The sequence below is a fragment of the Eubacterium segne genome (assembly GCF_014287775.1).
GTDB classification, from domain to species: Bacteria; Bacillota; Clostridia; order Lachnospirales; family Lachnospiraceae; genus Eubacterium_G; species Eubacterium_G segne.
Window position 1 is genome coordinate 479,367 of sequence record NZ_JACOOZ010000001.1, and the last position, 13,244, is coordinate 492,610.

Genomic DNA, 13,244 nt, shown 5'->3' on the forward strand with positions numbered 1-13,244 from the left:
ATAAAAAGGGGGATATTGCACTAACTTCTACCTACAGTTTATCGACCTTTAAATTATAATCCACCAATAGCCAATTTGCCCGAAACAGTCGCATTATCTGCCAAAATGAAGCACCTCTTAAATTGTATTCATAAAGTAATTCAATTTTTGCCTTAATGCTCCTTGCGTCCTCAAACCACACTTCGTGGTCTACGCCATCCTTCGCATACCTGAAATATGGTGTCTGCCCAACTTCGTCAAATAAAATTTCAGCATTATTTTCCACTGCAATTTGCACTGCCTGAGCATTTCCAATAGTTTCAGCTTTCGTAACGCCCTTTTCATAGGGAAGAGCCCAGTCATAACCGTAATTAGGTATTCCCATATTAATTTTTTCAGAGGGAATTGCCGTCACCGCATAATCTAAAACCCGCCTGATTTTATTAACCGGTGCCACCGCCATAGGCTCGCTATATGTATATCCCCACTCATATGTCATAACCAACACGCTATTTGCCACTCTTCCCAAAGTCTCATAATCCTTTCCCTCATATAAAAGTCCCGGCTGGTCAGCACTGGTTTTTGGTGCCAAATCCACCGAAACCGTAAATCCCTGTTCATTCATTTTCTCCGTTGCCCTCTCGACAAACCTTACAAAAGCCTCCCTATCCTCTGCCTTTATGTATTCAAAATCAATATCCAGTCCCAGAAAACCCTTTTCGTTCATTATTTCCAACAGGTTGTCTAGCAACACTTCCACTATATCTTCATTTTGAATAACATCAGAAATCAGATTATTGTTAAACATGCCTGTTTCATCAAAGGGTGTCAAAGTCAGTATAGGTGCTGCATTGTAGTTATATGAGGCTTCAATCATGAATCCATCATCTATTGGGGGATATATAACCTCCCCTTCTCTTGTAAATCCATAGGAAAAAACCGCCATCCCTGACAATGACGGGAGACTTTGCTCTAAAACATAATTGCTTATAAATGGATATGCGAACCCTCTTATAACCGCCTCTCTTCTGTTTTCACGTATTCCTCCTGTATCAATTAATAATGCCTGACCCACTGCCAAAGGGTACGGATACACCAATTGATTGTCATAAATAATCGATTCCACACTTACCCCATATGCACCGGCAATGCTATCTACATTATCTCCTGATTTTACAACATATATTTCCATAGTAATTACAGCCTTTTTTAATAAATATATGTTGGAAAAATTTGAATAATGCAGATAATGGTGGGAACATTTCACGGTTATGGCAATATGCGGGTGGTTGCTTTTCTTTTTTCTTACTTTCCAATGGTACCACACGCCAATTTTCTCCCCACTCAAGTCTATTTTCCTCGCAATCCCATTTTCCACCCAATCCTATTCTCCGCCCACCTCCTCCCACGCAAAAAAACTGCCACTTTACAAATCCTAAATTTGTAAAGCAACAGCTTTTTCTTCATTTAATTATATTTAATTCCTCAAACCACCAGTCTATATCCACATCTTTTGCCTTACTTAAAAATCATATGATATAACTGTGTAAGATACCCCTGTACCGGGAATGTCATTGCAAATACCAGTGACACAATTGTCATAAGTTTTATAAGAATGTTAATTGAAGGACCTGATGTATCCTTAAAAGGATCACCTACAGTGTCACCAACAACTGCTGCCTTGTGAGCCTCGCTACCCTTTCCTCCGGCAAAACCACCTTCAATAAATTTCTTTGCATTATCCCATGCACCACCTGAGTTAGCCATAAATATAGCCATCATAACACCACAAACTAATGCCCCGCAAAGCATTCCACCAAGCGCTGCTGCTCCAAGAAGATATCCTACAACTAACGGTGTAACAACTGCCATAACTCCCGGAAGAATCATTTCATGAAGTGCTGCCTGAGTAGAAATACCTACGCACTTTTTATAATCAGGCTTTGAAGTTCCTGCAAGGATTCCCTTGTCAGCCTTAAACTGTCTTCTAACTTCCTCAATCATTTTGTTTGCGGCTTTGCCTACAGAACTCATGGTAAGAGCAGAGAACATAAATGGAAGCATTCCACCTATTAATAAGCCGGCAACAACTGATGCTGAAAGAATATTGATACTGCCAAGTCCTGCAACTTCAGCATATGAAACAAACAATGACAAAGCTGTAAGTGCTGCTGAACCAATGGCAAAACCTTTTCCAATAGCCGCTGTTGTATTTCCTACTGAGTCAAGTTTATCAGTAATATCTCTTACGCTTTCGTCAAGTCCTGACATTTCGGCAATACCACCTGCATTATCGGCAATAGGACCATAGGCATCAACTGCAATTGTCATACCTGTAGTTGATAACATACCAACTGCTGCTAAAGCAATACCATACATTCCAAAGAATGCATAAGCTGATAAAACACCTAAAACAATAAATAAAATAGGAATAGCTGTTGACTTCATTCCCACTGACAAACCACTAATAATATTTGTAGCAGAACCTGTTTTTGAGCTTTCTGCAATTTCCTTAACGCTCTTGTATTTATCTGATGTGTACATTTCTGTAACTTTACCAATAGCTGTACCAACTATCAAACCTGCTAAAATGGCAAAGAAAGCTTTGAAATCTCCAAAGAAATAATAGCTGAAAATAGCTGATGCAATTATCTCTATCACTGTTGCACCATATTCACCTAAGTTCAATGCCTTCTGTGGGTCTGAACCTTCTTTTCCTCTAACGAAAAATGTAGCAATTACAGATGCAAGAACACCAACTGCTGCAATTACCAATGGGAAAATAATGTGAGCTGTCCCAAAATTGTTCTTTCCTGCCACAACTGATGCAACTGCCAATGTAACTACTGAAACAATTGCTCCAACGTAACTTTCAAAAAGGTCAGCTCCCATACCTGCAACGTCACCTACGTTATCACCAACATTGTCTGCAATAACTGCCGGGTTTCTTGGGTCATCCTCAGGAATACCTGCCTCAACCTTACCTACAAGGTCAGCTCCTACGTCAGCAGCCTTTGTATAAATACCACCACCAACTCTGGCAAAAAGTGCAATTGATGAAGCACCAAGGCTGAATCCTGTTAATATACTAACTGCTTCATTTGTAAAACCTGTAGTGTTCATAACAATAATTAAAATAACACTAAGCCCTAAAATACCAAATCCTACAACGCAAAGTCCCATAACGGCACCACCTGCAAAAGCTATTGATAATGCCTTGTTCATTCCACTTTCCTTTGCTGCATTTGCTGTACGTACATTAGCCTTTGTAGCTACATTCATTCCAACATATCCGGCAAGTGTGGAAAGAACTGCACCAATGATGAAACATACTGCTGTAAGCCAGTCGATTCCAACTCCCAAAACAACGAATAAAATTGCCACGAATATAATCAATATTTTATACTCTGCAAAAAGAAAAGCTCTTGCACCTTCAGCAATGGCATCTGAAATTTCTTTCATTTTGTCATTTCCTGCATTGCTGTGTCCTATCTGTGTTGCCTTTATAAATGCAAATATTACTGCAATTATTCCTGCGACAGGTGCCAAATAAATAAGATTATTCACTAAAATTTCCTCCTTTTCAAAATCGTTCTCTCAAACAATAATAAAAATATATTAAAGCTTATTTTTTGTTCGTTAAAAAAATAACAAACTTTACACTGTTTTTTTACCTTACCATTTATGTTCACATAAATCAATACACAATTTTATAAAAAAAGTAAATTTTTTCACCATAACAGGTGAAACACACCTTTTTCCTTATACTTTTAATACTCATATTATATTATGTTATTAATTGCAATAATTTATAAATTATTCTTTTTTCATGTATCCGTTTATATGACCGGTGCAAATATGGAAAGAAAGTTATTGTATATTTTTTAAAGTATATGCTATAATTAATAAGTATTTTGTAAGGAATAATCTTTATAAAATAAACAAAGACTGAAATTTATTACGAAAGGAGTACTACTATGAGACATGATTTAGACCACATCGATGAGCAGATTATTAAGCTTCTGCATGCCAATGCCCGCATCCCCCTTAAAACTATTGCGAGCCAGGTGTTTTTATCATCCCCTGCGGTATCTGCCAGAATTGAACGATTAGAGCAGGCAGGAATTATAACAGGATATAGTGCCAAAATTAATCCCGCAGAGTTAGGCTATCACATTAAGGCATTTATTAACCTTGAGGTAAATCCGGACCAGAAGAAGGAATTTTATCCTTACATAAAAAGATGCAACAACGTTGTTGAATGTAACTGCGTTACCGGTGATTATGCCATGCTTATTGAGGTTATGTTTAAAAGCACTGAAGAGCTTGACCATTTTATAGGTGAGCTTCAGACTTTTGGAAGCACAAAGACACAGATTGTTTTTTCAACTTCCGTTGAACATCGTGGAGTACCTATTGCCGACGATGAATTATTTTAGATATTAAATATGGCAATAGCCATTTATGGAGAAACAGTATGATATATGAAAATGAGATTAGATATGTTTTATGTTTGTTAAAATGTGCTGTTTCAGACGAAATACCTCCCAATCCACCTGAAAACCTTGATTGGGAGGTTATTTTTAAGATTGGGAAAAGTCATAAAATCTATTCCACCTTATTTTTTGGACTTCAAAAACTTTCCCCTTCCTTATATTCGTCTATACCACATTTTGAAGATTACGCCACTGAATATAGGAAGAATCTGGTTTTAGACACTAACCGTTCCTTTGAAATTGACATAATAAAAAAAGAATTAAAAAAGAATGACATAGATTTTGTTTTGCTAAAGGGCACTGTAATTAAATACCTTTATCCTGATACGGCGATGAGAGTTATGAGCGACGTTGATATTTTATATCGCTCTCAAATTCAAAAGATTAACCGACAAAACGAACTGCTTATTTCCCTTATGGAAAATATCGGATACAAAGTATGGTCAAGAGAACCTTTGGAAATAAGTTTTTATAAGCCGCTGGCAGCTATCTCCAGAAATATGCGTATAGAAATGCAAACAGAGCTTATTGATAAAGGATATGAGGTCTGGTCTGATTACCTAAAAAACATATGGGATAAGCTTATTAAAAAAAGTGACCATGAATATGTTATGAGGGATGAAGATTTTTATATTTATCATATCATTCATATGGCAAAACACTTTATTAACGGTGGCATCGGAATTGTTCATATTCTGGATATTTGGATTATGATTAATGCCTACCGGTCAGTGGACAAAGATTATATAGCCGGAGAGCTTAAAGGTATAGGGCTTTTGGATTTTGAAAAAAATGCCCGGGCTTTATGTAAATATTGGTTTAGTAATGACTATGTAATACCGGATGATTACACAAGGAAAACACTGAAACTTATGGAAACCTTTGTTATTTCCAATGGTGCCTATGGAACCTCTGCCCAGGCTGAGGCCAACCGTGTGGTAGAAGATAATGGTAAAAAAGTTTCCCTAATGGCAAAGATATTTCCTAAAAAAAACATCATGATTAATTATTATGGAGATATATTAAAAAAACACCCTTCCCTCCTGCCTTTTTATTACATAAGGCTTAATTTGAAGCGTGTTTTCTTAGCACCTAAAAGTAGCAGTAAGCGACTTAAGGCAATGAATAGTGTCACTGACAGGCAGATAAGCAAAACCCGGGAGCTTATGAAAAGATGCGGTTTATAATCTTAACTGCAATTAAGTACAAGCCATATCCAATGGCTGCACCCACTGTATTTAATATAACATCATCTATATCACAGTGACCAAAAGCTGAAATATATTGGAATATTTCTATACATACTGATAAAATGCAGGCGGACAATATTGTTCTCCTGCAATTTTTTTGTATGCTTTTTTCCATAACAAAGGGGTACAAAAACCCGTAGGGCATAAACATAATAATGTTACACGCCAGATTTTTAACAAACCAATCTGTTATGGCTCTTGCCTGTTGTATATAAGGTATAATCGTTTTAAATGGAATAAGCTGAGGTGTAAGTCTTGCTACCTCAGCTCCTTTCATCCATCCTTTTATGGTATTGCTTACCAATCCCGTGGGAAATTTTAAAACAATTACTATAAACAGGATTCCTAAATATAATGCAAAAATTCCACTTACACAAATATGAAAAATCTTCTCTTTCTTATTCATCTTCATTTTTATTTTCGCCTTTATTCTTTCTTTCGTTCTCTAACGCTTTCTTTTGTTCATCCGTTGTAGTTAAAGAAATACTCTTTGTAACCTTTCTAGGCTTGCTTCTAAATTCCTTGTCCGAATACTTTCCGTAACTTCCATAACCATAGCTGTAATAACCATAACTTCTATAGTATCCGCCATAATTATAACCACCGTAATGCTTGCCGTATCCGTAACCGTAAGAAAGTTTAAGCTTACCTGCTGTTCCATTAAGCACACATCCAATTATCGGCACACGGGTATATGAGAACTCCTGAATGGTATCAAGAATCTTGTTTACCTTGGCACCATCTTCCTTAACTACATAAACTACACTATCGCTGTACTTAGCCCAAACCGCAGCATCTGAAACCTCACTACATGCCGGAGCATCTATTATTACATAATCAACTACATCTCTACATTCGTTAATAAAACTCTCCATGGCATCTGAGTTTAAACAGTCAACAGCGGTTTTATCCTTAACCGGCAAATCCGGGGCTAACATAATTACTCTTGTGTCCTTAATGTTGGCTATGGCATCACTGCTTTTAACCTCTTTATTTAAGAACTGCTCCATATCATAGCTGGCAAGACCCTCTCTTAAAAGCTCCGGATTTACCCTGCTCCTTAAATCAGGTCTCCTAATATTACCTTCAATAAGCATAACCTTATTTTGAAGTTTAGACAATGAGTATGCAAGATTTAAGGCAAATGTAGTTTTACCTTCCCCCGCCTGGGTACTGGTAACTAATATAACCTTGCTATTTTTTCTCTCTAACTCTCTCTCACATCGTGAGGTAATAGTTCGCATTGCCTCTAAATATCTAAAACCAATTTCCTTGTTTAATATGGAAATCTTATATTTCTTGTCCTTTTTGCTGTTTCCAACTACCGGCAACGCTCCAAAACATGTAACACTTAAATACTTTTCTATGTCGTCTCTTGACTCAATAGTCTTAACAAAGAAAGCATATATAATACTTGGCAGCAATCCCAAAACTAAACCTATAAATCCATATTTTAAAGTCTGATTCACCGGCTGATATGGATTAATGGCAGTATCTCCTCCGGACGGGCGCTCCAAAACCGTAAGTTTTGTCTCACCTAAAACGAATTCAACCACTTCTGAATAGTTATTAATAACAGAATCAATAACCTTGGAGTTCATTTCCGCATTGGTTCCGGTTGCCTTAATACTGATAATATTAGTGTTTTCAACAGCTGCCACGGTAATTACACTAGGCACATATGAAAGCCCTAAATCCTTCTTGATAATTTCATAAAAAACTTCATTATTAATAAGGTAATTAAAACTTACGCTCAGAGTAGATGCCAACTGATTGTTATCTGTGTATGTCTCATCCGGTCCGTCATACTCCGGAGAAGTAATGGAAAATGTAACTTCTGACTGGTACATAGGTATGTAGCCGGTCTTATACTTGTAATATCCAAGGAAACCTGCTACTACCATTAAAATAACTGCAATCCACCATAATTTCAGAAATGCCTTTCCGAAGCTTTCCATTATTTCTGCAAGACTCTTTGTCTCTTTTTGTTCCTCTGCGATGTTATTGTCCATATTATTCATCATAAACTTCCACCGCCCTTTCGCTGCTTTGGTCATATCCAAAGTTCTTTATGCCTGACTTATTTCCAAAAGTCTTATAGTTGTTCAAAATACAGCCTAACAGCTTAGCATTGGAATCATTTACTAAGTTAATACTGTATTCAATATCTTTCTCATATGAGTAGTCATATCTGACTACAATAGATACAAAGTCAACCACATCACACAACGCCTCTGCATCAGATACCATTGCCATAGGTGGTGTATCCAATATAACATAGTCTGCCATCTTGCTACACTTATGCACAAGGTCTTTCATGGCTCCGGACTTTACATATTCATGGGTGCTTGAGTGTCCTTTGGTAGGCATTATAATATCAAGACCTAACTTTTCCTCATGGTATAAAACCTCATCCAGACCACAGTCACCTTGCAATAACTTAATCACATCCACAACATTGTCCTTAGGAATGTCCAGCATCTTGCAAATAGCAGGCTTTCTCATATCTGCATCGATAATAATAACCTTCTTTCCATCCCTTGCAAAGGAAAGGGCAAGATTAAGAGCTACCGTGGATTTTCCTTCATTTTCACAAACGCTGGTAACCATGTAAACATTTTTTTCAGGATTTCTTTCATGTTCATATTCCATTTTAACCCTGATATTATTTATTGACTCAATAAATCTCGTTGAAATAATGGGGCTGGTTATCAGCAAAACCTTAACTTTCTGTGCAATCTTTGCCTTGAAGGTTCTGTTTTTCCTTTCATGATAAATTGAACCTAAAAGGGTTGTTCCTAACTGTTCTTCAACTGCATCTTCAGTTTTTAATGTTTTACGCATTATACTTAAAGCTGCTAGAATTAAAGCCGCTACAAAAGCACAAATCATTCCCGTCTCAATAGATTTACTGCGGGGCATAAGGGCATTGTCAGGATGTGTAGACACCACCGGTGCCCTTAAAGTATCAATAACCGCATCTGAATTTAAATATTCTGACAATTCATTATAGTTGTCCATAATAGAACCGATAATCTGGAAGGATTTAACAGGATTTCCCGATACTACCGTAACCTTCATCAGGTTAGTTTCCGTAATCAGTTCAACATTCATATTCACATCTTTCATATCAATATGAAGCTCTTTTTTTATGCGGTTTTTCATAATATCTGCATCTAAAAGATTCTGGAAAACACTTATAACATTTTCCGCAAATCTTTTATTAGTGTAAACATATCCTGTACTCTGTCTTGGGGTTACTACATATATAGCTGAACTGCTATACTGTGGTTCATAGGAATCCTTGATATAAGAATATGTTACCATGGTTCCTATGGCTCCAATCATGATAATAATCCACAGTCCGTACAGCAAATCTTTACTAAGAGAATATAAATCTAAATTATGTATATTAAAGGTTTTTTTATCCATTTATTCCTCCACAATAACAACGAGATATGTTATATATTCGTTTTCCTGTTCATAGTTCACTGCATATTCTACCGTATAGCTTCCCGGCTTCTTTAAATTAACGGAAGATTTTACCACCTTTACCAGATTAGCAGGCAGTTCCTTTCCATTTTTATCCTTAACTGATGCAACATAGCTTTCCGGATTGAATTTGTCACCAACCTTAAGGTATACAATATTTTTCTTAAGCTTAATGGTAGGTGCCAAATTATTTTCCTGCCTAATGGTTACAGTAGCTTTAATGGTAGATGTAGCTCCCAGACTGTTAGTAGCCTGAGCGGTAATTACATATGAACCTGCAATTCTTGTAGATGCAATACTTGACAAAATCTTTACCTTATCAGTTATATCACCATCAACATCATCTACCGCGCCTAAAACATCTGGTACATTAACATCTGAACCAACATAGAAGCATAACGGAGCCGACAATGTAAATCGCGGCTTTCTATAATCTGTGTACTGAACCTGTCTGGTTTTCTTAGTAACATTATTGTCTGAATCTGATACTACATAAGTTATATTACTAATATGTTTTTTCTTGTCCACAAACTTGGAAATACTTTCAATTACAATATTGCTAGTGATGTCTCCGTCCTCTGCATCCTTTGCAATAACGTCCTTTAACAATTTTGATTCGTCATCCTTTATGGATACCTTAATTAAATCATCTCCGAACTCAATAGTTGGAGCATGGTTATTATCTGCCGTTTTCTCTTTATAATAATTAGCTGAAAACACAATGGTAACAGCTAAAAAGACAACAACAATCAATGCCTTAATTACTCTCATATTGCCTCTTCTTTCCTCTAATGCTTATTTATTAACAGTAGTATTATACCCGATAACTTATGGGATGTTCAATAGGTAAGTTGGGGTTTTGTGATTTCAATTTTCAATAATATGTTTATTTTTAATCTCAAATTTAAGGTAAAAAATCAGTGTCCCTATTCATCAGATAACTTATATATATTACCACATTGATAAATTTTTAATTTTTCTTTCTTTATTTTACACTTGCAATCAAGCCTTCTTATAACTTTTCCATTTCTATTTTCTAATTTTGATATAATACATTGTTGCTTATCCTCGTATATAATAAAATAGATATTAACATTTTTCCCATCCATTTTAAATTCAGATTTTTCGTTGTTTCTCACTGTATCAATAATTACTTCATAATCTTTTCTTTGTAATTCGTAATTTTTCCCATAAGAATACAATAATATCACTTCAAGAAATAGAGCCAAAATCACAATTATAATACAAGATAGTACCCATCCGTATTTTCCTCTTTTACTATTTTCGTTTTTTATTACTGACTCTCCACTACCTCCATTCTTGAGCTGTCTTTTTTTCATATTATCATTATGTATTTTACTATGTATAAGTCTAAAGAATCTATCATTTTTGTGTATACATAGTAAGATTGCATATATATTTACAACAAAACTTGTATATAATGCCAAAATTAAAAATCTACTTATCTGATTCCTATTAGCTCTTCGAAATTCACTTACCGCTTGCCTCATAGAAAAATTGGTTTCTAAAATACTGATAAAAATTATTACACCTGTTACGAATAATACATATGCTATTGATTTTAGTTTACGCCTTAATCTAAGTCTCCCAGTATCTTCAACCGTCCCTATAGCATATAATATATAATTTGATGCAAACATTATTAACAATATAAATATATATTTAGCAATGGTAACTATTATTGTTTCACCGGACATATCTATATATTCATCTCCCAAACAATACACTGAATACGCCCCTTTATAATAGCTATAATATAATATTCTGCAAACAATAAAAAGCACTGTTAATGCCCCCGCAACAACAGTAGAAATTAGCTTCCAATGTTTTTCGCATATTATAATTTTTTCCTTAATTGACTTGTTTTTAATTACTTCTATCAATTCGTTCATTACTCTCACCGTCTCTCACTTTTATTTACGCTCATTACTATAATATTTTTAGTTTTAATGCAAAACATTCAATGTTATTTATGCTCTCCTCTTAAAATAAAATAGTTCACACAACAACAAAAGCATTTTCGATTTATAATTACAACAGTGCCACACCACCGTCCGCTAATCTCGAAAATGCTTTAATTTTATTTCTGTTTTTTATTTTCGTCTACTATATTACACAACTTCTCGCAAACTCTTTTTACATATACATGAACCTGATTTTCTTTCATATCCATCGTACTTGCAATTTCTCTGTTGGACTTTTCAAAATAAAACTTGTCTATAAGCAAAAGCTTTTCTTTATCAGTAAGTTCATCTATTGCATCTATAACCTGAGATAACTGATAATTTCTAATGGATACATCCTCTAGAGAACAGAACTTTCTCTCTTCAATGACACTCTTTTTCAGAAATTTTTCATAATCATCTGCTTCCACTAAATCTTCTCTGCCTGTTTTTCGCAAATAATCTATTGTCACACTATTAATTGTACTGACAAAATATGTAGCCATCTGAAATTTATTTAAAGTTACAACCTTATCATAATTATTAATGATTCTGATAAAAGCCTCATTTATCATGTCACGGGTTATATTCTCATCATTTGACAATGCAAATGCTTTATCAAACATTAATCCGTAATAACGTCTGTACCAGCGTTCCACGGTAAGTCTCTCATCATCATCCTCTATTGCCGATATAATTGCAATCATTGGTTCCCTCCCGATTAATTTGTAATAATATGGTATAAATATAGCACAAAAATGGTGGTGGGAAAAGTGGGCAGTTAAAATTTTATGTATTTTTTCTTTGTTCTATTTAATTTTCTCTCTACTCTTGTTATAAAATTGATACCATCATATTTTACTGCCAATTTATCAAACGATTTCTTTCCTAATTGCTTATAAAATTTTCTTCTTCGTCTATCTTTAATTGGTTGATGAAACATTCCATAACTATACTTTATAACATATTCCTCCGCAACAGAATTAATGCACATCTTATTGCGGATTTTAGCGAACGTATGCTCTCCATTCAAAGTATGTATTATAATCAAAGATGTACCCTTTGAATTATATAAATTTGCATCATATTCATTTATACACCATGCATCAGCTAGTGTTATATCACTTATACGCTCACTTTTTTTATAAATACACGTATAGCATGACTCTCTTAATGCAATATCATTTAAAAATACTTTTAAAAATGTATCCTCCCTCCTATCTTTGCTATATATTATCTTATTGTTTTCTCTTATGCTCATCCCAAATTCTTCCCAACCATTAACCTTATCCCTAAAAGAAATTTCATAATTGTGCTTACATTTATTTAAGTTCCTGCATTTCAAATATTCATTAAAAACTTTCTGGCTTGGCACTCCATGGCACGCAAAATCTACCAATAATAAGTTATCATATCTCTTTCCCAGATAATTATTTAATCCGCTAATTTGACATGGAGTACCACAAAACAATACATTTCTGTTTTTTGTTAAATCCTCCTTTACATACTTATATGTAAAACCAATGTCACTTTGTATGTATTTTGATTTTAATAGCTTCTCTAATTCATCTATATTATCAACACGTGTATGTTTTAATTGGTAGTCATTGTCCATAGCTGCCCCATATACAACTCCCTTTGCACTCAAAATTTGTCTTGCGAGTAATACAAATATTCCCCCAGAAGAGCTCCTTTCAACGTCCTGATTATCATTATTAACGCACACATATACCTCATGTTTTTCATCCGTGTTTTTCTGACGCTTTAACTGTGGACATACTCCTATGCATTTCCCACATTTTATACATACTCCCTTATCTACAAACGGATACTTAAAGCCTTCTTTATCCGCTTCCATCTCAATACATTTTGTGGGACATATATTATAACATGCCGCACATCCAGTACATTCTTTTTTATTTTTTAGTTTTATCATAATATTCTACTACCTGCCTTATTCCTATCTAGTTTTTAATATCCAACAGCATTTTTATAAATATCGTAGTTTTTTATCACCAAATCCCCTAATAATTTACTAAAACATATATACAAGCCAATGTAAT

The 13,244-nt window shown here is 34.8% G+C and carries 11 protein-coding genes; 2 read left to right on the top strand and 9 right to left on the bottom strand.

The genetic code is table 11. From position 1 onward, the window contains the following. Nucleotides 1-31: 31 nt before the first annotated feature. Both H8S00_RS02325 and H8S00_RS02330 read right to left on the bottom strand, forming a co-directional pair. Nucleotides 32-1,357, bottom strand: a complete 1,326-nt coding sequence (locus H8S00_RS02325) for a glycosyl hydrolase family 18 protein (protein WP_366459236.1) — start codon at nt 1,355-1,357, stop codon at nt 32-34. Nucleotides 1,358-1,497: 140 nt separating this feature from the next. Next, nucleotides 1,498-3,546: a sodium-translocating pyrophosphatase gene (locus H8S00_RS02330; protein ID WP_021952677.1), complete on the bottom strand. Its 2,049-nt coding sequence runs from the start codon at nt 3,544-3,546 to the stop codon at nt 1,498-1,500. A gap of 410 nt (nt 3,547-3,956) precedes the next feature. On the opposite strand from H8S00_RS02330, the gene H8S00_RS02335 reads away from it, so the two are divergent. Then, the gene (locus tag H8S00_RS02335) at nt 3,957-4,418 is read left to right on the top strand and encodes an Lrp/AsnC family transcriptional regulator (RefSeq protein ID WP_021952676.1); all 462 of its coding nucleotides are present in this window, start codon (nt 3,957-3,959) and stop codon (nt 4,416-4,418) included. Between the two features lie 38 nt (nt 4,419-4,456). After that, the gene (locus H8S00_RS02340; protein ID WP_186839923.1) at nt 4,457-5,662 is read left to right on the top strand and encodes a nucleotidyltransferase family protein; all 1,206 of its coding nucleotides are present in this window, start codon (nt 4,457-4,459) and stop codon (nt 5,660-5,662) included. On the opposite strand, the gene H8S00_RS02345 is transcribed toward H8S00_RS02340, so the two are convergent. The 7 genes from H8S00_RS02345 to H8S00_RS02375 form a co-directional block, all read right to left on the bottom strand. After that, a complete protein-coding gene (locus tag H8S00_RS02345) occupies nt 5,640-6,137 on the bottom strand; it encodes a VanZ family protein (protein ID WP_021952674.1) in 498 nt (165 codons plus the stop codon). The genes H8S00_RS02340 and H8S00_RS02345 overlap by 23 nt on opposite strands. After that, on the bottom strand, nt 6,124-7,749 hold the full coding sequence (locus H8S00_RS02350) for a polysaccharide biosynthesis tyrosine autokinase (protein ID WP_186839924.1): 1,626 nt from the start codon (nt 7,747-7,749) through the stop codon (nt 6,124-6,126). The genes H8S00_RS02345 and H8S00_RS02350 overlap by 14 nt, the downstream gene beginning before the upstream one ends. Next, nucleotides 7,739-9,157 carry a polysaccharide biosynthesis tyrosine autokinase gene (locus tag H8S00_RS02355; RefSeq protein ID WP_186839925.1) on the bottom strand — a complete coding sequence of 473 codons (1,419 nt, stop codon included), beginning with the start codon at nt 9,155-9,157 and terminating at the stop codon, nt 7,739-7,741. Before H8S00_RS02355 ends, H8S00_RS02350 begins: the two co-directional genes overlap by 11 nt. Further along, nucleotides 9,158-9,988 (bottom strand): immunoglobulin-like domain-containing protein, encoded by an 831-nt coding sequence (locus H8S00_RS02360; protein WP_021952671.1) that lies wholly within the window; start codon nt 9,986-9,988, stop codon nt 9,158-9,160. A gap of 155 nt (nt 9,989-10,143) precedes the next feature. Beyond that, entirely contained in the window at nt 10,144-11,130 is a 987-nt protein-coding gene (locus H8S00_RS02365) for a hypothetical protein (protein ID WP_118590261.1), read from the bottom strand. Between the two features lie 188 nt (nt 11,131-11,318). Beyond that, nucleotides 11,319-11,888 carry an RNA polymerase sigma factor gene (locus H8S00_RS02370; RefSeq protein ID WP_021952670.1) on the bottom strand — a complete coding sequence of 190 codons (570 nt, stop codon included), beginning with the start codon at nt 11,886-11,888 and terminating at the stop codon, nt 11,319-11,321. 74 nt (nt 11,889-11,962) lie between these two features. Then, a complete protein-coding gene (locus H8S00_RS02375; protein ID WP_118590258.1) occupies nt 11,963-13,117 on the bottom strand; it encodes a Coenzyme F420 hydrogenase/dehydrogenase, beta subunit C-terminal domain in 1,155 nt (384 codons plus the stop codon). Nucleotides 13,118-13,244 lie beyond the last annotated feature (127 nt).

What these genes read in the sequence shown, in the direction of transcription:
- H8S00_RS02360 (WP_021952671.1), bottom strand. Translation starts at nt 9,988, where the DNA reads ATGAGAGTAATTAAGGCATTGATTGTTGTTGTCTTTTTAGCTGTTACC.
- H8S00_RS02350 (WP_186839924.1), bottom strand. Translation starts at nt 7,749, where the DNA reads ATGATGAATAATATGGACAATAACATCGCAGAGGAACAAAAAGAGACA.
- H8S00_RS02365 (WP_118590261.1), bottom strand. Translation starts at nt 11,130, where the DNA reads ATGAACGAATTGATAGAAGTAATTAAAAACAAGTCAATTAAGGAAAAA.
- H8S00_RS02370 (WP_021952670.1), bottom strand. Translation starts at nt 11,888, where the DNA reads ATGATTGCAATTATATCGGCAATAGAGGATGATGATGAGAGACTTACC.
- H8S00_RS02355 (WP_186839925.1), bottom strand. Translation starts at nt 9,157, where the DNA reads ATGGATAAAAAAACCTTTAATATACATAATTTAGATTTATATTCTCTT.
- H8S00_RS02375 (WP_118590258.1), bottom strand. Translation starts at nt 13,117, where the DNA reads ATGATAAAACTAAAAAATAAAAAAGAATGTACTGGATGTGCGGCATGT.
- H8S00_RS02345 (WP_021952674.1), bottom strand. Translation starts at nt 6,137, where the DNA reads ATGAAGATGAATAAGAAAGAGAAGATTTTTCATATTTGTGTAAGTGGA.
- H8S00_RS02340 (WP_186839923.1), top strand. Translation starts at nt 4,457, where the DNA reads ATGATATATGAAAATGAGATTAGATATGTTTTATGTTTGTTAAAATGT.
- H8S00_RS02335 (WP_021952676.1), top strand. Translation starts at nt 3,957, where the DNA reads ATGAGACATGATTTAGACCACATCGATGAGCAGATTATTAAGCTTCTG.